Origin of the sequence: Desulfovibrio sp. 7SRBS1, assembly GCF_049723905.1 — a bacterium.
In the GTDB taxonomy this organism is placed as follows: Bacteria; Desulfobacterota; Desulfovibrionia; order Desulfovibrionales; family Desulfovibrionaceae.
In genome coordinates, this window is record NZ_JBJKFD010000001.1 from 3997572 (window position 1) to 4018343 (window position 20772).

Here is a 20772-nt window from a genome sequence, read left to right on the forward strand (position 1 = left end):
TTCTGGACAAAGCAAAAAGCCTGCCAAATCTGTATTTTTTGTAGCGCCCCGAAATTCCATGCTTTTTTATAAAAGCTGGGGGGAAACAATTTCCGCCGGGCGTCTTTTGGCTACCTCATGGGGTGTAACATAAGGATAAGGCAGAAGAAATACCTTGTCTATGCCGGGCCCCATACCTATTATATAGGTGTTCTTGGAAGTGGTTTCGGTTGATCGCCGTATTTCTTTAGGTTTGCGGCAAAGTTCGCCGAGCTGGCGGTACGAGTTGACCAGCCATTTTCCCCGGGCGTAGGGCTACGGGTGGAAACAAAGGAGAAGAACATATGGTCACCATCAAGAAGATTTTGGTCGCAGTGGATTTTTCGGAAGTCAGTCCCAAGGTGGCAGAGTACGCGTCTACTCTTGCCAGCAGTTTGGGGGCGGAAATCGTGTGTCTGTATGTAGCGCCGTCGTTGTCCCAGTATGTGGGCTTTCATGTCCCGCCCAGCTCCATTGAGAGCTTTGTGAAGGAAATCGTTTCCGGTGCGGACTCCAGCATGGAGAAGTTCCTGGAGGAACACTTTGCCGACACGACAGCCAAGGGCGAAGTGGTTACCGGATACGCGGCCGAGGAAATCCTCAAGGCCATTGAAAAGGACAAGGTGGACCTGCTGGTGATGGGCACGCACGGCCGCAAGGGCATCGACCGCATGCTGTTCGGTTCGGTGGCTGAAAAGGTTGTAAAGAGCGCCAAGTGCCCGGTCTTTACGGTGCGGCCAACCGTCGAATAAGACGCATTTTCATTGCGCCTGTCTTCGAAGACGGCCTTTGGAACTTTTGAATAGTATTTCCCCCTGTCTGCAGCCTCCAAGGCGATGCGGGCAGGGGGATTTTTTTGTGCTTTTGCCGGTTGTTCCGGGCTGGCTTGTTGCAAGAACGGCGTGAACGTCGGTGTGCGCTTCTTTCCCATTCCAATTTCTGCTGCATTCTTTTTGAACCTGCCGACCGTGGGGAAGATGCAACTTTTGCATTCTGTTTGGGCGTGGATTTGACTTCGTTTTTCGGAACCATGTATCTTGTGCAAATGAATCCCATACCGAAAATTTTGGGCATTGAGGGCAGTCCGCGCAAAGGCGGCAATTCCCACCATCTGCTGCGGGCGGTGCTCAAGGGCGCCGAGAGCCGGGGTATCACGACGCACAGCGTGCATTTGCGCGACTACCGCTACGAACCGTGCGTGGGCTGCGAAAAGTGCCGCAAGGATAAAATCTGCACGCGCTTTCTCGACGGCATGACTCTGCTTTACCCGGAAATACAAAGCAGCCGGGGCCTTGTGCTGGTTTCCCCGGTGCACAACTACAATGTAACGGCCTGGATGAAGGCCTTTATCGACCGGCTCTATTGTTTTTATGAATTTCAGGACACCAGGCCGCGGCAATGGGCCAGCAACCTTGCCGGACAGGGGCGAAAAGCCGTTATCGCCGCTGTTGCCGAGCAGGAGTGCAAAGAGGATATGGGGTTTACCCTGGATGCCATGCGCAGGCCGCTGGAGGCATTGGGATATGTTGTTGTCGCTGAAATTCCGGTGCTGGGAATTTTTGATCGTGGCGGAGTCACGTCGCATCCCGAAGTGCTGGAAAAGGCGGTACAGAGCGGCGTCCGCTTGGCGCACGCTCTGCACGGCGAGTAGACGAGAAGCATGGGCTCTGGCAGCGACCGCCATGCCCGCTCAAAGTGATCGCTTGAAGTGACCGCTCTAAGTGTCCGGGCAAACGTTTGGGCGGCCGGACAATCCTTCTCATTTTGAATACCCCTGCAAGAGTATCTTGCAGATGAGTAGTTCCCAAATGAGCGTCTTGCAGATGCGCGTCTTGCGGCGTGAAGGCAGCCTCCATACTTTTCTTATTTCCACTACATAGTCGTGGCAATGGCGTACGATGCCTTTTCCAGTTCCCTTTCTTTTCGCATGGCCGCTTGTGTTTTTTCTTCAAAATCCAGGCGGATGGGGCGCTGATCCACCCGCACCACCCGGCAGTTCACGTCCGCCAGCCGCCGTTCCTGGTGGCTGACGAGCAAGAGGGCTCCCCCACTGGTCCGGCATTCTTCGGCCAGGCGGCTGACCGTCTCCTGCCAGCGGTCGTCCAGAAAGGCAAAGGGCTCGTCCAGCAGCAGAATGCGCGGGCGCACGGCAAAGGCCCGTGCCAGGCTCAGCCTGCGGCGCATGCCCCCGCTCATGGCGGGCGGTCGCTGGTCCGCGGACAGCCCGAATTCACCCAGCCAATGCCGGGCTATTCGGCGTGCTTCGTTTCCTTTTTCCTCCAGAACAAGCAGCAGATTTTCCAGGGCGCTCAGCCAGGGCACCAGGGCGTCGTCCTGAAAGGCGCAGCCCACACGGGTGGAATCCAGGCGCACCCGGCCCGAGTCCGGTGCCAGCAGCCCGGCGGCTATTTCCAGCAGTGTGGTCTTGCCTATGCCCGAGGGGCCGCACAGGCACAGGGCCTCGCCCTTGCCGACATGCAGGCTGACATTGTTGAGCAGCAGGGTTTTGCCCACGGCGTGGCGGACATGTTCGAGCCGGATCATGCGCCCTCCCGTATGCGGTTGGTGTAGGTTTTGGCAGCCTCGCGCAACGGGGCAATGACGGCCAGTTCCAGAAAAACGCCGAACAGCACCACGATGCTGGCCCAGGCAAAGAGCCGGGGGATTTCCAGCATGCGGTAGGCCCAGAAGATGCGCGCGCCCACCCCGGAGCCGGAGCCCAGAAATTCGGCCACGGCCGTGACCTTCCAGCTGGCCGCCGCGCCGTACGACAGCCCGGCCAGCACATAGGGCACAAGACCGGGCAGGACAATGCGCGCCAGAATGCGCGGCCGCGGCACCCGGTACAGCCGGGCCATGTCGAAGAGCCGCTTGTCCAGGGTCATCCGTCCCTGGGCAATGTTGGCGAACAGCGGGGGAAAGACCGTGGCAAAGACCACGGCCACGGGCACGATGGTGCCGGTTCCGGCCCAGACCATGAGCAGGCTTATCCACAGCACGGGCGGGCAGGATTGCAATGCCGCCACCAGCGGAGCCAGCAGGCGCATGGTCAGGGGGCTGCTTCCGGCGGCCACGCCCAGCACCAGGGCGCAGACCAGGGAGGCGGCCAGCCCGACCAGTCCGCGGAAAATGGTGATGCTTACCGTGGTCCAGCAGGCGGGATCACCCATCAGGGTCATCAGTTCCCTGCCCACCTGGGGCGGGCTGGGCATGAGGGTGGTGCCGAAGGCCAGGGAACAGGCTCCCCATACGGCCATGACCAGACCGAAGGAAACCGCAAGAGGCAGGTATTTCACCGGACGCCTCCGAAAAATCCTTCGGGCAGGGCTGTGGTTTCCTTGGGATAGATCATGCCCAGATAGGTTTCGATCAGTGGCCGTGCCGCCTTGGCCGAGCGTACTCGGATGATGTCGCGGGACAGGGACTTGCGCACCAGCTCCGGGGCTATGAACGTGGCGAATTCCTCGGGCAGTTGGGCCAGCCCCTGTTCCGGGTGGGCCAGCAGTGGTTTTTCCTCGGCCAGCAGCGCGGTACTCAACCGTTTTTCCAGGCCGGGATAGCGCTTCAGGGTGCGGGTGTTCACGGCAATGCCCGCCAGGGGGAGGACCGGCTCTCCTCCAGTCATTTTGCCGTATTCTTCCTCCACTCCGCCCACCACGCGCAGGGCGGGGTTTTTTTCCAGAAGCAGGGTGACCATGGGCTCGGGCGCGAGAACCAGGTCCAGGCTGCCGCGCAGGGCTTCCAGGGAGAGCTGTTTGGGTTCCAGCGGCTGGTAGGCCAGCCTGGGGCCGCCGTGGGCTTCCAGAGCGCGCATTACAGCCACTCCGGGCGATCCCGGCGGCGTGGAGGCTATGGGCTCATTGGCCGGGATTTTTTTCAGGTCGGCAAAAGTGTGCACGTCCGGACGGCTGCTCAGAAAAAAGAATTTCCGCCAGCCCGTCACCACCAGAAGGCGGACCGGAGCACCCAGCCGGGCGGCCTGGGCAAAACCGTCCACATGGCCCACCCATATGTCTCCCTTGCCAGCCAGCAGCAGGCCGCGCAGATCGGCCAGGTTTTTCCAGTAGTGGATTTCCGGGGCAAAGCCGAGGTCCTGGGTTGCCAGGGCGCTCCACAGCGGCATCTGCGGCGTGGTGGCCTGGCCCGTGGTGTAGACGGAAAGTATGGGCCTTTCCGCCGGAGTGGCTTTTGCCTGACTTTCTGAATTGGCCTGATTTTCTGAACTGGCCAGACTTTCTGAACTGGTCTGGCTGGCCGAATGGGGGCGGACCGCCCGTTCCGTGTGCAGAACGGCCAGTCCACCCCAAATGGCGAGAGCCAGGATGATGAGCAAAGGGGCAATGCGTTTCATGCAATCTCCGAATGCATGGTAAGAAGGGACGCTAAAAACTTATGCGGTAGGTCAGGGCTAGGTTGAAGCCCGGCTCCATCAGTTCCACGCCGCGCGAATTGGCCAGATAGTTGTGATAGCGTTCGTCCAGGATGTTGTTGGCCACCAGGGCGATCTGATGGTGCAGCTTTTCCCAGTCGAAATCATACCCGGCGGCCATGTTCATGGTCATCCAGCCGTCTGTCTTGGCAATGCCGTCGGGCACTTCGTCCTGCTGTGCGGCCCACGGGGTTTCCAGGCGGGCCCAGAAACCGTTGCCCATGGCGTATTTGAGGCCCATCAGGCCGTTGACCGGGGCAATGTTGCGCAGCGGCTCGTCTTTCTCCTCGTCGCGTCCCACGCACAGGGCCAGATTGCCGTACAGGTTCCAGTGCGGGGTTATGCTCCAGTCCGCTTCCAGTTCCGCCCCGTAGATGTGGGCTTCGCCGATGTTTTCCATTTGCAGCAGCGTGGGGCTTACCAGGGATGAGGAGATGTAGTCGGTGATGAAGTTGGCATAGGCCGAGGCCGTGGCCCGTACGGTTTCCGTGGTGTAGTGCAGGCCGTACTCAAGGTAGTAGCTTTGTTCTGGGTCCAGGTCCGGGTTGCCCAGGGCGGTTACGCCCCCGCCCAGCTGCAGGTCCTTGAACCGCTCCATGATGTCGGCCGCGCGGTAGCTGGAAGCGGCCAGCAGGGTATGGGACCAGGCCGGGGCCGCCTGCCAGGTGAGCCCGGCATGGGCGTTCCAGCCGAGGTCCTCGTGGGTTCCGGCCTCGTAAATGCCGTATTCCTTGTTGTCTATTTCTATGCGGTCCAGCCGTCCGCCCAGGTTCAGGGTAAGTTCCTCGGTCAGGCTCCAATCGTCCTCGGCAAACACGCCCATGGAGGTCTGGGTGGTGTTGGGCGTGGGCTGGTCGTCAATGGCCCGGCCATTGAGCAGATATTTTGTGCGCTTGGAGTTCATATTCCAGTTCCAGGCGTCCACCCCGGCAAGAAGGGAGTGCGCGCCGAACTCGAACTGCGCCTGCAGCTTGCCGCCCAATGTTTCGTGGTTGGCGCTGGGGTTGATGGACTTCATTATGGGAGCGGGATTGCTTATTTCCACGCGCCGGTCGTTCTGCATGAAATAGAGGTTGAGCAGGACTTCCTTCACCACATCGGAATTTGGCGTGTAGATGCTGTTCATGCTCAGCATCAGGTTGCTGCTGCGGGGATAATCCACCGGGGCAGTCTGGGGCATGGTGGAGGAACCGCCGGGAATGCCCACGTTGGTGGCTTCCATGTTCATTATCTGTATTTCGGTGCGGAACTCGTCGCTGGGGCGGAAGCCGGCGGCAAAACGAAAGTACTGGTCGTTGTAGCTGCTGTTGTCCACACGTTCGGAATCACCCGCGTAGTAGTCGTCGTGTTCGCGCAGGGCACCGGAAAGCTGCATCCAGATGTTCTTGCCGTTGACGCCGCCGCGCACGTATCCGTTGGGGCCTTCGGGATTGCTGACCCATTCGCCAATGCCTTCACCCGTGGCTTCCCAATCGTCGGAAAAGTGGCCGTGTTTGGTGATGATGTTGATGACGCCGCCGATGGAACCGGAGCCGTACAGGGCGCTGATGGGCCCTTTGAGCACTTCCACCCGTTCTATGTCCATGGGATTGATGAAGCCGAGGCGGGCGTTGATGTCGGTTGGCGTGTTCACGCGCATGCCGTCGATGAGTACCACCACGGATGCGCCTGTAAGGCCGCGAATATTTATATCCTGGCCCCAGGGGGAGTCGCCGGTGCGGGATATGCCGGGCAGGCGTGCCAGGGCGTCGGCCACGCTGTTGTGGGGTTCCAGCAGGATTTCCTGCTCATCCACCACGCCCACGCCGCCGGGCGTCATGGAGAGCGAAGTGGCCGAACCGCGGGCCGACACAACGACCTTGTCCAAAGTGACCGGGGTTTTGTTCGTATCTTTCATGTTGTTTTGGGTGGCCTGGGCCAGAGACGGCGCCGGGGCGGCAAGGGCCAGAAGCAGTGCGAAAGCGAGCACGAGTGTGTAGTTGGATTTCCACATGAAATTGTCTCCTGTTATGCAGGGGAGGCACAAGGGACGGAACTTTCTAATTGGCCCAATTGGGACAAGACATCCCATCCGGGCCAGAACAGTTTTCCATCGGCCGCCTGCATCTCTGCGAACCAGGGCACCCCTTGGATGACCGGGACAGTGTAACCATTTTCTGAAACGTAACACTGGTACTCCATGGAAAGCATGTAGTCCAGAAAATTGTATACCTCTGGTGCCGCATTTTTATGAATACATGCTACTATCGGCACGACCCATGCCCCGGACTTTGGCCAGACCATCTTCCCGCCGTTGTTTCGGAACGTTTTGCTGAAAGCGGGAATGGTAACCCCGGCCTTGAATGTGCCCGCGTCCACATGTTTGTTGATGTCCAACGGGGTGTAGCTGGTATTTTTGTTTTCCATGACGGTTTGGGCGGCCTTACCGCAGGTCGCGCCCATGACCGTGTCGAACAAGTCGGGGAGGGGCGTATCGTGTGGTGGCACGGCCACGTGGTGGCAGATGTCCTCGCGGCAGAGGTCTGTCCAGTCCGTGATGGGCGGCGCAAGGTCGGCGCGCGAGGCAATGACGAAAGGCACGGCAGTGACCACACGCAGATAGGGCGATGGCTCGCCCAGCCCGATGGCGGTCAGCTCGCGGCGCATGGGCGGGAGGCTTTCCGGCATGCGGGCGAAAAGGCCCTGCTCCTGCAGGCGCAGGATGTTGTGCACGAACTGCGGGTAGGCAGCCACGGACAGGGCGGGGATTTCATCCTGGCCGAACCGTGTTGCGAACTCCTGCATCTCCGCGTGTGTCTGGGGCGGGATGAGTTCCAGCGAGGGAAACAGGCGGCCCAGGTCCTGGGCGGTTTTGCGCAGGATGTTGGGGGCCACGGCCAGGTAAACGTCGCGGCGGCTCATTGCAATTGCTCCGTATGTTCAAGGGTGCGGCCCGCGCGCAGAATGTCGCGGGCGTTCAGCAGGGATTGGTCCATGCGGCGCAAAAGGTCGGCGCATTCCTGTTCGTCGGGGCTGGACGGGATGCGCAGGTGCATGCCCCCGTTGCGCATGACCAGACGGGCGTCGTTCATAAGCATCAGCACCGGGTCGTGCGTGGCCGAAATGACGATCTTCTGGCGTCCGGCCAGGGTCTGCATGGCCTTGAATTTGTCGATGCCCGCGTTTTCTATTTCGTCGATGAGCACCACGGGCGCGTCGGACAGCAGGGCGATATCGGCGATCATCAGGGCGCGGGACTGGCCGCCGCTGAGCACCTGCAACGGCATGTCGCCGCGGATGGGTTCGCCGCACAGGGTATTGGCCGTGTGCAAGAGGGGATCGCACAGGGCGTTTCCGTCGCGTCCCCGGCTTTCGGCGTGCATGAGGATGAACTCCCGCACCGAGGCGTCCATGACGAAATTGGTTTTTTGGGAGAGCGTTGCCACCAGCCCGTTGACCGGTTCTTCCTGTACTTTGCCGTTGATGAGCACCCGGCGACGGGAGCGGGTGTCCGCGTTGGCAAGCTGCTCGATGTCGGAGAGCAGTTCGCTTTTGCCCGATCCTGTGGGGCCGACCAGGGCCAATGACTGCCCCGGTTTCAGGTCCAGGCCGGGGACCGCCTCGGGCTGTCCGGTCTTGTCGTTTCCAGCCATAATGCGGATATGTTCGACCATCATGAGCCCACCTCCGCGAGCAGGAGTTTTTCCACGTTGCCCGATTGAAAGGCTTTGCCAATGCGGGTTTCGCCCGTGCAATAGGAGCAGATGGACGCGGGCATGGAGTAGCGCAAGCGGTGACCAGACATGTCAGCCATGTTGTGGGCCTGCGGCCACTGCCCGTACAACCGCTGCAAAAGGAGCACGCCGGTTCCGGTCAGCCCGTTGACGTGCACTACGCGGGCCTTGGGATTGACCCGTGAAATGGTGTGGGCAAAGACTTCCTTTTCCGCCTGGGAGACAAGGTCGCTTTTGGTGACCACCACCACGTCGGCCAGGGCAAGGGCGGGGCCCATTTTGCGGGGCGCGTCCATGCCGCCGAGATTGTCGATAACAGTGAGCGCGGGCAGCCCGGTGACGTGCGGGGCGCAGCGGTAGCACAGCCCTGCGGTTTCTATGAACAATACGTCGGCCCGGTTGTCCGCACCCCAGGTGCAGGCTTCTTCCAGATTGGAAACAAAGTAGTGGTCCGGGCAGAGGTAGTCGGACAGTCCCTTGATGGCCGGAATCCCCAGACGTTCCCGATAGGTACGGTCGTCCGTGGTGCCCAGTGTGTCGAATTTGACAGCAGCCGGGCGCAGGCCGTCGCGTTGCAGCGCCCGGGCCAGATGCAGGATCACCGAGGTCTTGCCCGCGCTGGGTGCGCCAGCCACAGTGAGTATTTTCATGGCGAATCCCTCATGTATGAAAATGAAAGGCATTATCGAACAGAGCGGATGCGTTTACGTGCAAAGGCTTTTGCTCCGGTCCGCTCCGGCACAAGGGAAATAGCCCGGACCTGTGGCTTCAACTACCCCTCGGCGGTTCCATTTTGCTCCTGGAGGGGCAGGGCGGTGCGAGATGTGCAGTAAGTGCGTGAGGAGCGGGCCGGAAAAGCTCCTTGGGAAGGGGGCGCTGTAAAAAAATCGTACGGGAGAGATTCCACGGTGAAATTCCATGGTGAAATTCCAGGGGGAAAATTCCAGTTGGCACCGGGATTCCACACGGTTGGAAGTGGTATAACACCAGCTCAATGGACGCCTGCTTTGGGAGCAGGATGCCGGAAGGATTGTTAGGAAACATGGAAGGGCCGTGTTTCCCCGCTTCGAATGAAGCTCCCGCTCAGGTCGTATGGTAGGAGTGCGGGCGTCCGGTGTGGGCTGCACGGAGCAGAGCACTGGGCTTGATGCCGTGGTGGGTTTTAAAGGCCGCGCTGAAGTGGCTGATATTGGTGTAGCCTATGGCTGTTGCCACCTGGCTTACCGAGGCGTCGCTTTCCATGAGCAGGCGGCGGGCGTGGTCCATGCGGTAGGCACGGTAATAGCCGTACACGGTCTGACCAAACAGGGCCTTGAAGCCGCGTTTGAGTTTGGTTTCGCTCACTCCTACAAGTCTTGCCAGGTCGCGCAGGCTGGGCGGGGATTCCAGGTCACGCACCAGCACACTCCGGGCCTTGTTCAGGCAGCCTATCTCGTAGGAGCTGAAGCGTGTTCCTTGGGAATCTGCCGGGCGCAGGGCCAGCATGTGGGAAAGCAGCTCCAGGGTTTTGCTTTTAAGGTACATGATGCGGGCCGCGTCGTTGAAAGGGCAGTTGGCAAGCTGGGTGGCGGCCACAAACTGGTCCGGGGTCATGGACCTGCCCAGGCAGGGCATGGTTTGCGGCGGTTCTGTCAGGACATTGCGCAACCTCTCTGGCAGACGGTCGGTTTCATTGCCCAGGGCAATGCGCAAAAAAGCGGGCTGCAGCACGATATCCACCCAGCGGTGCACTGAGCCGGGCCGCAGGCGAAACATGGTGGCTTCTTCCCGCAAGTGCCGTATCTCCACACTGCCCCGGCTCCGGTCGAAGTCCTCCTGCCCATCGGCAGTGGACACGCTTTCGCCCTGAAGCACAAAACTGAATCGAAGCACCTCGGTGTCGAACTCCATCCTGATTTCTTCGGGTGTGTTTCCGGACTGCTCCCAAAAGCAGACGGCCAGGTCGGGGCGCAATTGAAGGGCCGTGGCCGGGCATTGCGGTCCGGCCACCAGAAATCCGTCGTCCAGCAGCGGACCATGGGAAAAGGCGCCGCTGTCGCAGTCTGTATGTACTGTCATCCGCATGGTTTTACCCTCAGGAAGTCTTGCCAGTGCGAGTTTTTTGTCCGCAGGGCAACATCGATGGTACGACATTAATGAAAACGATAATCAAAGTCAAAATAAAAAGTGAAGAAAAACGAGAGGATGTGCAGATACGGATCAATTCCGATTTGCAGTAGAGGGCAGATAAAAATCCTGCCGGAAAGCCGGTTCCTCGCCCAGGGCTTGGAGGGCTAGTGGATGCGGCAGGTCCGCAGGGCTTCCAGGGTGTTGTGGATCATTTCCCGGACGTCGTTCACGCAGTCCAGGTTCTCGTCGTCGTCGGCAAGCAGCGCCGCAGCCCTTGCGGAAACCTCGCGCACTCCGCTGGCGCTGAGCAGTCCGGCCAGCCCTGCCAGTTCGGCCACCAGCCTGTGCAGGTCGTCCCGCTTTTTGCTTTCCAGGGCCTTGAGAAGATTTTTATCCAGCTCGTCAAGCTGATGAGTGAAGGTTTCCACCAGTCCGGGCAGCAGGTGACACTTGCCGTCGAAACGGTTTTGGAGTTCGTTGTTGTCCAGCAGGTCGTGGGAAACGTTTTCCAAACAGTCCAGAAGGCTGTGAGCGCCCTGGAACCGTTCGTCCAGAACCTTTTCTATGGTGGAGTAGAGTTCGTCGAACTGCACGGGCTTAGAAACATACCCGTCCATGCCCGCAGCCATGATGCGCTCCCGGTCGCCCTTCATGGCAAAGGCGGTCAGGGCGATTATGGGGATGCCCACATACTCCTCGGCACAGGAGCGGATGGTCTGCGTGGCTTCGATGCCGTCCATTTCCGGCATCTGGATGTCCATGAGAACAAGGTCGAACGAGTGGCGCTTGAGCTGCTCCACGGCTTCCAGTCCGTTTTTGGCAATGACCACCTTGTGTCCGGCCTCGGTGAGAAATTCCTCCATGAACATCTGGTTGACCATGTTGTCTTCGGCCAGAAGAATCTCCAGCTCCGTGGCAGACAGAGGATGCTCCGGCGTTCTTTCCTTGCTGGTAAAGGCCCGACGCAGGGTTTCCTTGGTATTTTTGAAACAGACGGTAAAAAAGAAGGTGCTGCCCGTGCCCGGTTCGCTGACCACCCAGATGCGCCCGCCCATGAGTTCGGACAGGTTTTTGGAAATGGCCAGTCCCAGCCCGGTGCCGCCGTGCTGCTTGGAGTAGCTGGCGTCGAGCTGGCTGAATTTTTTGAACAATCCGTCTATTTTGTCCTTGGGGATGCCAGACCCCGTGTCCGTGACGGAAAAGAGGATTTCCATGCCGTCGCCCAAATCGGCGGCCAGATGCGCCCGGACCTTGATGCTCCCCTTGTCCGTGAACTTGATGGCGTTGGACACAAGGTTCTTGACGATCTGGGCAAGTCGTTCCGGATCGCCGTGCACTGCTTCGGGCATGCCCTCGGGGATCTCCAGCCGGAGGTCGAGGCCCTTGTCTTCGGCAATGATGTGAAACGGGGCAAGGGTTTTTTCCATAATCCCCACAAGGTCGAAGTCCAGAGGCTTGAGCTCGAATTTGCGGGCTTCGATTTTGGATAGGTCGAGAATATCGTTGATGATGGTCAGCAGGGAGGTTGCGGAGTCGGTGATCATGTCCACGCATTGGCGCTGTTTTCCCGTCAGTTCGCTCTTGTTGAGCAGCTCCACCATGCCCAGAATACCACTGATGGGGGTACGGATTTCGTGGCTCATATTGGCCAGGAACTCGCTTTTTGCCACGTTGGCGGACTCGGCGGATTCCTTTGCCTGGCGCAGTTGCTGCTCCAGGTTGCGGAACTGGGTGACGTCGCGTCCGACCATGAGTACGCTGCGCACCGTATGGTCCGAGCCGAACTCCGGGGTCAGCCGCAGGTCCATATGGATGTTGCCGTAGACCGTCTCAAGCTCCTGCCCCAGGACGGCTTCCTCTCCCGATTCAAAGACGGCTCGTAGGGTTTCGGCGTATTTTTCTTTATCCAACCCCTTGGGAAGTATGGTTTCGAAGAAAGGCTTCCCAAGAAAATTCTCGGCATTGACTTCAAAGGCCCTTTCCACTGCCGGGTTCATGTACTGGCGCCGGAGTGCCTGGTCGTAGCGAACAATGTAATCGGGAGAATTGTCCACCATGCCGATGTACTTGGTTCGCTCGTATTCCAGTTCTCGCATGGCCCGTTTTTCCTCGCTCACATCCATTACAATACCTTCATACAGCGGCACGCCATCGGTCTCGGGCACCCGCTTGACGTACATGCGGGCGTCGAACCATGTGTTGTCGCGTCGGCGGAGCCGCAGTTCGTGTACCTGGTAGTGTGCCGCCATGGAGAGCGAACGCAGCATGGTTGCCCGGCATTCCGAGGTTTCGTACATCTGCAGGGAGATGTCCTTTACCTCCCGTACCATCTGCTCGGGCGAGTCGTAGCCCATTATCGTGGCGCAGGCTGGGTTGGCTTCCAGGTATTTGCCGTCGGCAGAGGAGCGAAAAATTCCCATGGGCGCGTGGTTGAAAATGGAGCGGTATTTTTCCTCGGCATTTTTAAGGCGATGAAAAAGGGCGGCATAGGGGCGGGCAAGCCCGGTCTGGATAAGCGCTTTGTAGAGAAAGAAATAGGCCGTGAGTTTGGTGAGATGGCCGAGGATATTGGGCAGTCCGTAGACGCTGGTGTACAAAGTGAAAAAGACTTCGGAAATGGTGCTGAACAAAAGAAACAGCAGCAGATAGGTGACAATGTACGGGTGGAATTCGCTGCGCGCCATGTAGATGCGGAGTATGGAGGCCAGAAAAACAACACAGAAGATGATTTCCGACCATATCTTGAACGGTGTCATTCCTATTTCCGGCCTGTAGCAGGAGGGGAAATAGCCGGTGAAGACGAGGGCGAGCAAGCCGAGGGTTGTTGCAAAGAACACAAAGAATATTTTGATGGCCGGAGCCTTGCGCCGGAGGAATATAAGCCCCCCGAAGATTGCCCCAGCCAGCAGACTGCGCCCCACAAGCCAGAGCTGGGTTGCCAGTTCCGGTTCGTTGTATCCGGGGAAAATATTCATTCCCTGATAGGCCAGCGTGTGGAGCAGATCCACAAAACCAACGAAGACAAAGCCGATGCCAAGGGTTAGCAAGTAGCCGTTATCTATGATGGACTTTGTGTTCCAGGCCACAAAGAACGTGCCCAGGGCTATGGCCACGCTGAACAGCTCGACCACTGAATGGAAAAGCAGAAAACTGATAGCATTCAATGCGGAGATTGCCGCCAGACTGACAAGCCAGACTGCAATGGCAATGAAGACTTTCGGATGGTCTGTGGACGAGTTGGTATGGAGCATGGCCGGAATCTAATATAGAATGAATGGCTATGCAACTCATAGGGGAATCTCTAGTAAGTTCTTTTTTCTTTTTTCAAAATGGTTCCTCAAATGGAAGTTCATAGCGATAAGGGGAATGAGTTGACTCATATTCTTTTGCTGGGGCGAATTGGGGGATAAGTTAATGCATTAAGTGGGATACGGTATGCGCTCTACCAGTTCCGGCAAAGGGGGGTTGGTTCTACTCAACAAGAGGTTGCAACAGGAGTGTTCAATTTCGCCCCCCTGTCTGGAAGGCTGTGGGAACCCATTTAACAGGAAAACATGATTTTGCAGCTTGTTTGGAACGCATTCCCTGGTTGTTCTGCGGTTGGTCTGCAAAATTGAAGAGGCCTGTCTTTTCCGGGAATCCTTCCCTCGTCCTCTTGACCCCTGTACGCTTTTGGCCCAAAACAATTCTTTTCCGGAGGAAATACCATGAGAAACGTCAAGGATGTGCGGGAAGTCATCCCGTCTTTCAAGGCATATAGCGCCGGCCTGTCCATTGGTGAAATCAAGGAACGGTACGGGCTCAATAATATCATCAAGTTGTCCAGCAACGAAAACCCCCTGGGAGCATCCCCGCTGGTGCAAAAGGTGGTGGTCGACCATGCGGACGAGGTCTTCAGATATCCCCGTGTGGAAACCCCCGGTCTGGTACGGGCCATTGCCGAAAAAGTCGGCGTGCCCGCGTCCAGAATCGTGGCCGGAAACGGATCGGATGATATCATCGACATGGTTATCCGCATCAAGTGCCGCCCCGGCAAGGACCACATGCTTGCCTTCGATCCCTGCTACAGCATGTATCCTCTCCAGGCCAAACTGTGTGGCGTGGAATACCGTAGCGTGCCGCTTGATGAAGATTTCGGTTTTTCGCTCGACAAACTGGCCGACGCCGCGGATGAAAATACGGCCATGGTTGTTCTGGTTACGCCGGACAACCCGTCCGGTCTTTCCATCACGGCCGACGAAATTGAAGCGTTTGCCAGCAAGCTGCCGCCCCAGGCCCTTCTGGTGGTGGACGAAGCCTATATAGATTTTGTCGATTCCTATGAAAAATATTCCGTTGTGCCCCGTCTGGACCGTATGCCCAACACCTGCGTGATGCGTACCATGGCCAAGGCCTACGGGCTTGCCGGGCTGCGCCTGGGCTACGGAATAATGCCCGAATGGCTGGCCGACTACACCCTGCGGGTGCGTCTGCCGTTCAGCGTGAATATCCTGGCCGAGTACGCAGGCGAGGCAGCCCTGAAGGACGAGACCTTTTATAAGGAAACAGTGCGGGTGGTCGTGGAAGGCAGAAAATATTTCACCGAGCGCCTTACCGCCCTGGGCTGCAAGGTCTGGCCGTCGCAGACCAACTTCGTGATGTTCAAACCGCCCATGGATGCACTTGTTCTTTTTGAAAAGCTCCTGCAAAAAGGAATCATTGTACGTTCTCTGGAAGGCTATGACAGACCGGATCTCATTCGCATGACCATTGGAACGGAGAAGGAAAACAGGGCTGTGGTCGCTGCCCTTGAGGAGTTGCTTGCATGAGCGAGAAATGTCGCATCGTGACGTTGGACGGTCCTGCCGGTGTGGGCAAGACCACCCTGGCAAAGCGCGTGGCCCAGGCCATGGGCGTGGCTTACCTGGATACCGGAGCCATGTTTCGCGGCGTGGCCTGGACTCTGGGGGAAGGTTCCTGGGAATGGGACGAGGAAAGGCTTTCCGCCGGACTTTGTGACCTGGATTTCAGCCTGCAGGGGCAGGGCATGGACTCGGAGCTGCTGCTCAACGGGGAGCCTCTCGACCCTGCAATACGTACGGAAAAGGCAGGCTTGTGGGCCTCCAATATCGCCACACTGGGTACGGTGCGGGCATTCCTCAAGCAGGCGCAGCAGGCCATTGGCCGCGACGTTTCCCTGGTTGCCGAGGGCCGCGACATGGGCACCGTGGTTTTTCCCGATGCCACGGACAAGTTCTTTCTTGATGCCAGCGTCGAGGAACGGGCCCGGCGGAGGTATTTGCAGCTGCAGGGCTTGGGCGAGAATGCGGATCTGGATGAGATTTCCCTGCAGATCAAAATTCGTGACGCCCAGGACCGCAACCGTCCCATTGCGCCGCTGCGTGCGGCTGACGACGCCGTGACCGTGGATACGACGGGCATTGGCGTGGACGAGGTCTTCAGCCGGATCATGGAACAGATTCGGAAAAACGAAGCGCAATAGTTTTTTACGGTGTACGCGCCAACAAGATTATTTTTTTCAAGGAAACGATCATGAGCAACGATACAAAAGGCGGATGCGGCTGCGAAGGCCACATCATGCCGGAAGCAACCTTTTCCACCTTTGTCCTTTCCCTGTCCTCCTCTGCTATGGTACATTTGGGCGAGGTTCCCGCACCGGAAACCGGCCGCATTGAGACCAACATGCATCTTGCCAAGCATACCATAGATATTTTGTGCATGCTCAAGTGCAAGACCCAGGGCAACCTGGACGAGACTGAAAAACGTTTGTTGGACGATATTTTGTACGAACTGCGCATGAAGTTTGTGGCCAACGGCTGAACCTAGGCCGACCGGCATCCGAACATGCCGGTACAGAGGCAGGAACACCATTTTTTGGGAAAAAACAAAGCTGTCCGCCTGAACACGGAAGCCGTGCGGACGGCGTGCAATTACCTGGATATACGGATGAAAGACATCAAGGCTGGACTTGTCGGCGTTACCGGTTACACGGGCATGGAAATGGCCCGGCTTCTCGCAACCCATCCGAGCATGCGTCTCGTACGCGCCACCTCGCGCAGCCAGGCTGGCGCGGTGCTGGGGAATCTTTTTCCCGGACTGCGCGCAACCGCCTGTGCCGATGTGCAGGTGAGCGTTCCCGAGGCCGATGATCTGGCCCGGAACTGCGACGTGGTTTTTCTGGCCGTGCCCCACGGCGCGGCAATGGATTTCGCAGCCGAGCTGCTCAAGGCCGGAGTGCCCGTGGTGGACCTTTCCGCCGACTTCCGCCTGCGCGATCCCCAGGTATATGCCCAGTGGTACGGACAGGAGCACCGCCATCCGGAACTGCTTTCCCAGGCAGTGTACGGCCTGCCCGAGATCAATGCCGAAGCCGTGGCAAAGGCCAAACTGATCGCCAATCCGGGGTGCTATCCCACGTCGGTCATCCTTGGGCTGTATCCGGCCCTGAAGAATGGCCTTGTCCATACCTCGGACATCGTTGCCGATTCCAAGTCCGGGGCTACCGGCTCGGGCCGCAAGGCTGCCGTGGGCTCGCTGTTCTGCGAAGTGTCCGACACCTTCCGGGCCTACAATCTGGGCAAACACCGCCATACTCCGGAGATAGAGCAAGAGGTTTCCCTGGTTGCGGGCGAGGACATGCGGATTTCCTTCAATACCCATCTGCTGCCTATCAACCGGGGCATCCTTTCGACCATCTACACCAAATTGACACAGGAACGCACGGTCGAGGACATCCACGCCCTGTACACCGATTTTTATGCAGACGCGCCGTGGGTGCGCGTACTGCCTTTGGGTGAGCTTCCCGAAACCCGCTGGGTCCGGGGAACCATGTTCTGCGACATCGGGCTGGTGGTCGACCCACGCACCAACCGCCTGCTGATTGTCACAGCCATCGACAACCTGTGCCGCGGCGCAAGCGGGCAGGCTTTGGCCAACGCCAATCTTGTCTGCGGGCTGCCTTTGCAGTCCGGCCTGGATTTCGCGGCCTTGGCCCCCTAAACAGAGCCTATGCAGCAGCCTACGTATCCCCCTACCACAGAATCTTTTTTTCTGGCACGTCAGCCCATTTACGACGTGGGTATGAACATCTGGGGCTACGAGCTGCTGTACCGGCAATTCGACAATTCCAATGAAGCCCAGGTAGGGGACGAGGATGCCGCCACGTCGCAGATCATTGTGGACGGGCTGGGTATTGCTTCCCATGGTCTTTCGTCGGATTTGCGGATTCTGATCAATTTTCCGGAACAGCTGCTTTTGCAGGATGCCGCCTTTGCTCTGCCTGCGGAGCAATGCGTGGTGGAAATACTGGAAACCGTGGAACCCTCGGAAACAGTGGTCAAGGCACTGAAAAGGCTGCGTGCGGCCGGGTACAGGCTGGCCATGGACGACTACACGGGCGATCCCAAGTTCTATCCTTTTCTGCGCCTGGTGGATTACATCAAGGTGGACGTGCTGCAGCTGGACAGCATCCGGCTGCGTTCCGTTGCCCAAGGGCTCAAACGCTACAGGAGCATGCTCCTGGCCGAAAAGGTCGAAAACCTGGACGTTTTCAGGCAATGCAAGGAGCTGGGGTTCTCGCTGTTTCAGGGCTATTTTTTTTGCAGGCCGGAAATGCTCTCCGGCAGAAAAGTATCCACAAGCCAGCTTGCCAAGGTGCAGCTTCTGCACCATCTGAGCCTGCCCGATTACGACGTGGCCGAGCTGAGCACCCTGATAGCCGCGGACCTGTCGCTTTCCTACAGGCTGCTGCGCTATATCAACTCCGCCTCTTTCGCACTGCCCAACAAGATCGACTCCATCCAGCAGGCCGTGGTGCTGCTGGGACGGCTGCAGCTTGTACAATGGCTGCGCGTGGTGGTCCTGGCGGATATTTCTGCCAGCAGCCTCACCAGCGAGCTGGCCTATACCTCGGCCAAGCGGGGCAAGTTTCTCGAACTGCTGGCCGAAAATGAGCCGTGCGTGAAATGCCGGGCCGAGTCCATGTTCATGCTGGGGCTTTTTTCCCTGCTGGATGCCTTGCTGGGCGCTCCCATGGCCGAGCTGCTTAAAGAGCTTCCTTTGGGGGACGACATTGTTCAGGCCCTTTCCGGGGAAAGGAACAACATGCGTATTTGGCTGGACATGGTTATTGAGCTGGAAAAAGGAAATTGGCCGAGATTGGAAAACCAGCTGATCGACCATGGACTCGATCCGGCGCGGGCTGCCCGCTACAATGCCGAAGCCATGGCCTGGACCGCAGACATTTTCGGCAATCTTTCCTGACCCCTCCCGCCCCCTCCAGACCGCGGAAAACGGGCCGTTATATGGCCGTTATCTCTCTGCGAAAGCCCTGTGGATGCGTTGTTTCTTTGGCAGACAGTATTGCATTGACAGGGATGGTGTGTCATTATTCGTACATGATCATGCTGATCTCTTCGGAGGTTTTGTGACACCTCCGGGAATTCATACCCCATATTCCGCCTCGGGAAGAACTGCCGGTCTTTCTTCGGAAATGCACCCCTCGCTTCAGGTTGGCGGCATGCCCCCCGGAATTGTTCTCGACGAGATTCTCGGCATCTTGTCCCGTTTGCGTTCTTCAGGTTCTGTTTTTGACGAAGAGCAGGACCAGAGCCGTGCAGACGCCGCAGACACCGCAGACGCCGCATACAGCGGGGACGCAGATGATACGTCGCAGGGCTTTGGCGGAACGCCTGCCGGAGAATTGTTCGGCAGGGCATTCCTGGATACTCTGCGGCTTTTCCGTGGGGAATATCCGGGCTACCAGGCCTGCAACACCCTGTACCACGACCTGGACCATACCCTTTCCGTTACCCTGGCCATGGTCAGACTGATGCACGGCGCGTCGCTGGCTGGAACAACCTTCAGCCCCGGCTGGCCGGAAATGGGGGTGCTGGCCGCGCTGTTCCACGACATCGGCTATATTCAGCGGGATGACGACAAGGAAGGCTCGGGTGCCAAGTACACCGTCGGCCATGAGGAGCGCGGAGTCGCCTTTATGACCGAATACCTGGCCGACGAAGGGTTTTCCCGCCAGCAGCTTGAGGACTGCGGTCAAATCATTCGCTGTACGGATCTTTGGATCGATATCGAGGCGTTGGATTTCCATTCCGAGGAAAGCCTTTTGCTGGGCCATATGTTGGGAACGGCGGACCTGCTGGCCCAGATGGCGGACCGGCGGTACCTTGAAAAACTTTTTTATCTCTACCGCGAGTTCTCCGAGGCCGACATTCCCGGTTTTGATTCGGAACTGGACCTTTTGCGCAAGACGCACAGTTTTTACGAACAGGTGGCCCGCAAGCGTCTGGAAGAGGATTTCTCCAATGTGGCGGATTTTCTGACCGTCCACTTCAACGATATGGGCAAGGCCAACCCCTACGAAGCGTCCATACAAAGCAATCTCAAGTACCTGCAAAAGGTCCTGGAAAGCTGGCAGGAATCCTTCAAGGATTTTTTCCGCCGCAGCAATATGCCCCGCTAAGGAATATGGGGTCCGCAGCCCGCGAAACTCAATCTTTTCTCCCCGACAGCCTTTTCGTGCGTCTTCAGAATTTTTCTCTGAATGGCCTGGGATATGGGCGCGGGGTCTTCACGCCCATATGGCCCGGGGCCCGGACCGGCCTTGCGCATCTGCGGGATATTTTCCCTTTGCGGTGGATTGCGGTGGGCGGCCCCGGTTATCCGTTTGGGGATGCGTTTGGGCTATTCGGTTGCAGCCAGGACACCTTGGCGAACAGCCTTTATGCCCACACGTTGGACAAGGCGGGCCGTGCGTTCGCGTTTGCGGCCGTTTTCCCTGTAATACTCCACCAGACGCTGGACAATGGCCAATGCCTGTTCACGGGACGTTTCTTCAATGATGACGTCGCCCTGGCGGACACGGTTGCCTGCATTGCCGCCAAAGGTCACGGTCCAGCCTTTTTTGGTGCCTATCAGGCCGATGTCGCGCACATAGCTTTCGCCACAGCACAAAGGGCACCCGGACACGCCGAACTTGAGTTTGGCGGGCATGTCCACACCCTGAAACATCTCTTCCACTTCCAGCCCCATCCTGAGGGAATCCCGCACTCCGAGCCGACAGACCGAAGTACCCGGACAGGCCTGCACATAGTGGACGCACATTTCCACGGCGCGGCCCACGCCCGTTCCCAAACGTTCCCAGATGGCTTCAACGTCTTCCTTGCGCACACCCACCAGGGCGATACGCTGGCCCGAGGTGATTTTTATGGTGGGGATGTCGAACTCGCGGCTGACCTCGGCGATTTTTTCCAGCAGTTCCGGGGTGAGCAGCCCGGCGGGAGTTCTGGGAACAATGGCAAAGGTTTCCTTGTCGCGCTGCAGGATGGCGCCGTTGGGAGTTTCGGACATTATCTCTTGTTCTCCTGTTCTTTTTTTGTTGGGCCCGCACCCCTCCGGGAGGTCCCGGCGTGCGGAGCATGTTTCGGGGTGTTTGCCACAGAGCGGGGCGGAGCGCCAGCCGGGCATACCCGTTCCCCTTTGTCTCGG

General features: G+C 58.4%; 18 protein-coding genes. 8 read left to right on the forward strand and 10 right to left on the reverse strand.

Going from position 1 to position 20772, the window contains the following annotated elements; translation table 11 throughout:
* Window positions 1-323: 323 nt before the first annotated feature.
* Together ACI0FJ_RS17655 and ACI0FJ_RS17660 are read left to right on the forward strand one after the other, a co-directional pair.
* Window positions 324-770, forward strand: coding sequence for a universal stress protein (locus ACI0FJ_RS17655; protein ID WP_424305564.1), 447 nt, complete (start codon window positions 324-326; stop codon window positions 768-770).
* Between the two features lie 257 nt (window positions 771-1027).
* Window positions 1028-1669: a flavodoxin family protein gene (locus ACI0FJ_RS17660; protein ID WP_424305566.1), complete on the forward strand. Its 642-nt coding sequence runs from the start codon at window positions 1028-1030 to the stop codon at window positions 1667-1669.
* Window positions 1670-1890: 221 nt separating this feature from the next.
* Here ACI0FJ_RS17660 and ACI0FJ_RS17665 read toward each other — a convergent pair whose 3' ends face one another.
* From ACI0FJ_RS17665 to ACI0FJ_RS17705, 9 genes are all read right to left on the reverse strand, one after another.
* Window positions 1891-2562, reverse strand: coding sequence for an ATP-binding cassette domain-containing protein (locus tag ACI0FJ_RS17665; RefSeq protein WP_424305568.1), 672 nt, complete (start codon window positions 2560-2562; stop codon window positions 1891-1893).
* On the reverse strand, window positions 2559-3314 hold the full coding sequence (locus tag ACI0FJ_RS17670) for an ABC transporter permease (RefSeq protein WP_424305570.1): 756 nt from the start codon (window positions 3312-3314) through the stop codon (window positions 2559-2561). Before ACI0FJ_RS17670 ends, ACI0FJ_RS17665 begins: the two co-directional genes overlap by 4 nt.
* A complete protein-coding gene (locus tag ACI0FJ_RS17675; RefSeq protein WP_424305572.1) occupies window positions 3311-4369 on the reverse strand; it encodes a hypothetical protein in 1059 nt (352 codons plus the stop codon). Before ACI0FJ_RS17675 ends, ACI0FJ_RS17670 begins: the two co-directional genes overlap by 4 nt.
* 31 nt (window positions 4370-4400) lie before the next feature.
* Window positions 4401-6440, reverse strand: coding sequence for a TonB-dependent receptor (locus ACI0FJ_RS17680; protein ID WP_424305573.1), 2040 nt, complete (start codon window positions 6438-6440; stop codon window positions 4401-4403).
* A gap of 14 nt (window positions 6441-6454) precedes the next feature.
* Window positions 6455-7348 carry an ABC transporter substrate-binding protein gene (locus ACI0FJ_RS17685; RefSeq protein ID WP_424305575.1) on the reverse strand — a complete coding sequence of 298 codons (894 nt, stop codon included), beginning with the start codon at window positions 7346-7348 and terminating at the stop codon, window positions 6455-6457.
* Complete coding sequence (locus ACI0FJ_RS17690; protein WP_424305577.1) at window positions 7345-8103, reverse strand: ATP-binding cassette domain-containing protein; 759 nt, start codon at window positions 8101-8103, stop codon at window positions 7345-7347. The genes ACI0FJ_RS17685 and ACI0FJ_RS17690 overlap by 4 nt, the downstream gene beginning before the upstream one ends.
* Window positions 8100-8810 (reverse strand): GTP-binding protein, encoded by a 711-nt coding sequence (locus tag ACI0FJ_RS17695; RefSeq protein ID WP_424305579.1) that lies wholly within the window; start codon window positions 8808-8810, stop codon window positions 8100-8102. The genes ACI0FJ_RS17690 and ACI0FJ_RS17695 overlap by 4 nt, the downstream gene beginning before the upstream one ends.
* Window positions 8811-9243: 433 nt before the next feature.
* Entirely contained in the window at window positions 9244-10224 is a 981-nt protein-coding gene (locus ACI0FJ_RS17700; protein WP_424305581.1) for a helix-turn-helix transcriptional regulator, read from the reverse strand.
* 209 nt (window positions 10225-10433) lie between these two features.
* Window positions 10434-13520: an MASE3 domain-containing protein gene (locus ACI0FJ_RS17705; protein WP_424305583.1), complete on the reverse strand. Its 3087-nt coding sequence runs from the start codon at window positions 13518-13520 to the stop codon at window positions 10434-10436.
* Between the two features lie 456 nt (window positions 13521-13976).
* On the opposite strand from ACI0FJ_RS17705, the gene hisC reads away from it, so the two are divergent.
* The 6 genes from hisC (at window position 13977) to ACI0FJ_RS17735 (ending at window position 19747) form a co-directional block, all read left to right on the forward strand.
* On the forward strand, window positions 13977-15077 hold the full coding sequence (gene hisC / locus ACI0FJ_RS17710) for a histidinol-phosphate transaminase (RefSeq protein WP_424305585.1): 1101 nt from the start codon (window positions 13977-13979) through the stop codon (window positions 15075-15077).
* Window positions 15074-15751, forward strand: coding sequence for a (d)CMP kinase (gene cmk, locus ACI0FJ_RS17715; RefSeq protein WP_424305587.1), 678 nt, complete (start codon window positions 15074-15076; stop codon window positions 15749-15751). Before hisC ends, cmk begins: the two co-directional genes overlap by 4 nt.
* A 50-nt stretch (window positions 15752-15801) precedes the next feature.
* The gene (locus ACI0FJ_RS17720) at window positions 15802-16089 is read left to right on the forward strand and encodes a DUF1844 domain-containing protein (protein ID WP_424305589.1); all 288 of its coding nucleotides are present in this window, start codon (window positions 15802-15804) and stop codon (window positions 16087-16089) included.
* A 126-nt stretch (window positions 16090-16215) separates the two neighbouring features.
* Complete coding sequence (argC, locus tag ACI0FJ_RS17725; protein ID WP_424305591.1) at window positions 16216-17268, forward strand: N-acetyl-gamma-glutamyl-phosphate reductase; 1053 nt, start codon at window positions 16216-16218, stop codon at window positions 17266-17268.
* Window positions 17269-17277: 9 nt separating this feature from the next.
* A complete protein-coding gene (locus ACI0FJ_RS17730) occupies window positions 17278-18531 on the forward strand; it encodes an EAL and HDOD domain-containing protein (RefSeq protein WP_424305593.1) in 1254 nt (417 codons plus the stop codon).
* A gap of 163 nt (window positions 18532-18694) precedes the next feature.
* Window positions 18695-19747, forward strand: coding sequence for a hypothetical protein (locus tag ACI0FJ_RS17735; protein ID WP_424305595.1), 1053 nt, complete (start codon window positions 18695-18697; stop codon window positions 19745-19747).
* 221 nt (window positions 19748-19968) lie between these two features.
* On the opposite strand, the gene ACI0FJ_RS17740 is transcribed toward ACI0FJ_RS17735, so the two are convergent.
* The gene (locus ACI0FJ_RS17740; protein ID WP_424305597.1) at window positions 19969-20634 is read right to left on the reverse strand and encodes an NAD(P)/FAD-dependent oxidoreductase; all 666 of its coding nucleotides are present in this window, start codon (window positions 20632-20634) and stop codon (window positions 19969-19971) included.
* Window positions 20635-20772: the final 138 nt, after the last annotated feature.

Bases quoted from the DNA above. Each gene is read 5' to 3' on its own strand.
- ACI0FJ_RS17740 (WP_424305597.1), bottom strand. From the start codon at position 20,634: ATGTCCGAAACTCCCAACGGCGCCATCCTGCAGCGCGACAAGGAAACC.
- ACI0FJ_RS17665 (WP_424305568.1), bottom strand. From the start codon at position 2,562: ATGATCCGGCTCGAACATGTCCGCCACGCCGTGGGCAAAACCCTGCTG.
- hisC (WP_424305585.1), top strand. From the start codon at position 13,977: ATGAGAAACGTCAAGGATGTGCGGGAAGTCATCCCGTCTTTCAAGGCA.
- ACI0FJ_RS17695 (WP_424305579.1), bottom strand. From the start codon at position 8,810: ATGAAAATACTCACTGTGGCTGGCGCACCCAGCGCGGGCAAGACCTCG.
- ACI0FJ_RS17690 (WP_424305577.1), bottom strand. From the start codon at position 8,103: ATGATGGTCGAACATATCCGCATTATGGCTGGAAACGACAAGACCGGA.
- ACI0FJ_RS17685 (WP_424305575.1), bottom strand. From the start codon at position 7,348: ATGAGCCGCCGCGACGTTTACCTGGCCGTGGCCCCCAACATCCTGCGC.
- ACI0FJ_RS17655 (WP_424305564.1), top strand. From the start codon at position 324: ATGGTCACCATCAAGAAGATTTTGGTCGCAGTGGATTTTTCGGAAGTC.
- ACI0FJ_RS17680 (WP_424305573.1), bottom strand. From the start codon at position 6,440: ATGTGGAAATCCAACTACACACTCGTGCTCGCTTTCGCACTGCTTCTG.
- argC (WP_424305591.1), top strand. From the start codon at position 16,216: ATGAAAGACATCAAGGCTGGACTTGTCGGCGTTACCGGTTACACGGGC.
- ACI0FJ_RS17700 (WP_424305581.1), bottom strand. From the start codon at position 10,224: ATGCGGATGACAGTACATACAGACTGCGACAGCGGCGCCTTTTCCCAT.
- ACI0FJ_RS17705 (WP_424305583.1), bottom strand. From the start codon at position 13,520: ATGCTCCATACCAACTCGTCCACAGACCATCCGAAAGTCTTCATTGCC.
- ACI0FJ_RS17730 (WP_424305593.1), top strand. From the start codon at position 17,278: ATGCAGCAGCCTACGTATCCCCCTACCACAGAATCTTTTTTTCTGGCA.
- cmk (WP_424305587.1), top strand. From the start codon at position 15,074: ATGAGCGAGAAATGTCGCATCGTGACGTTGGACGGTCCTGCCGGTGTG.
- ACI0FJ_RS17675 (WP_424305572.1), bottom strand. From the start codon at position 4,369: ATGAAACGCATTGCCCCTTTGCTCATCATCCTGGCTCTCGCCATTTGG.
- ACI0FJ_RS17720 (WP_424305589.1), top strand. From the start codon at position 15,802: ATGAGCAACGATACAAAAGGCGGATGCGGCTGCGAAGGCCACATCATG.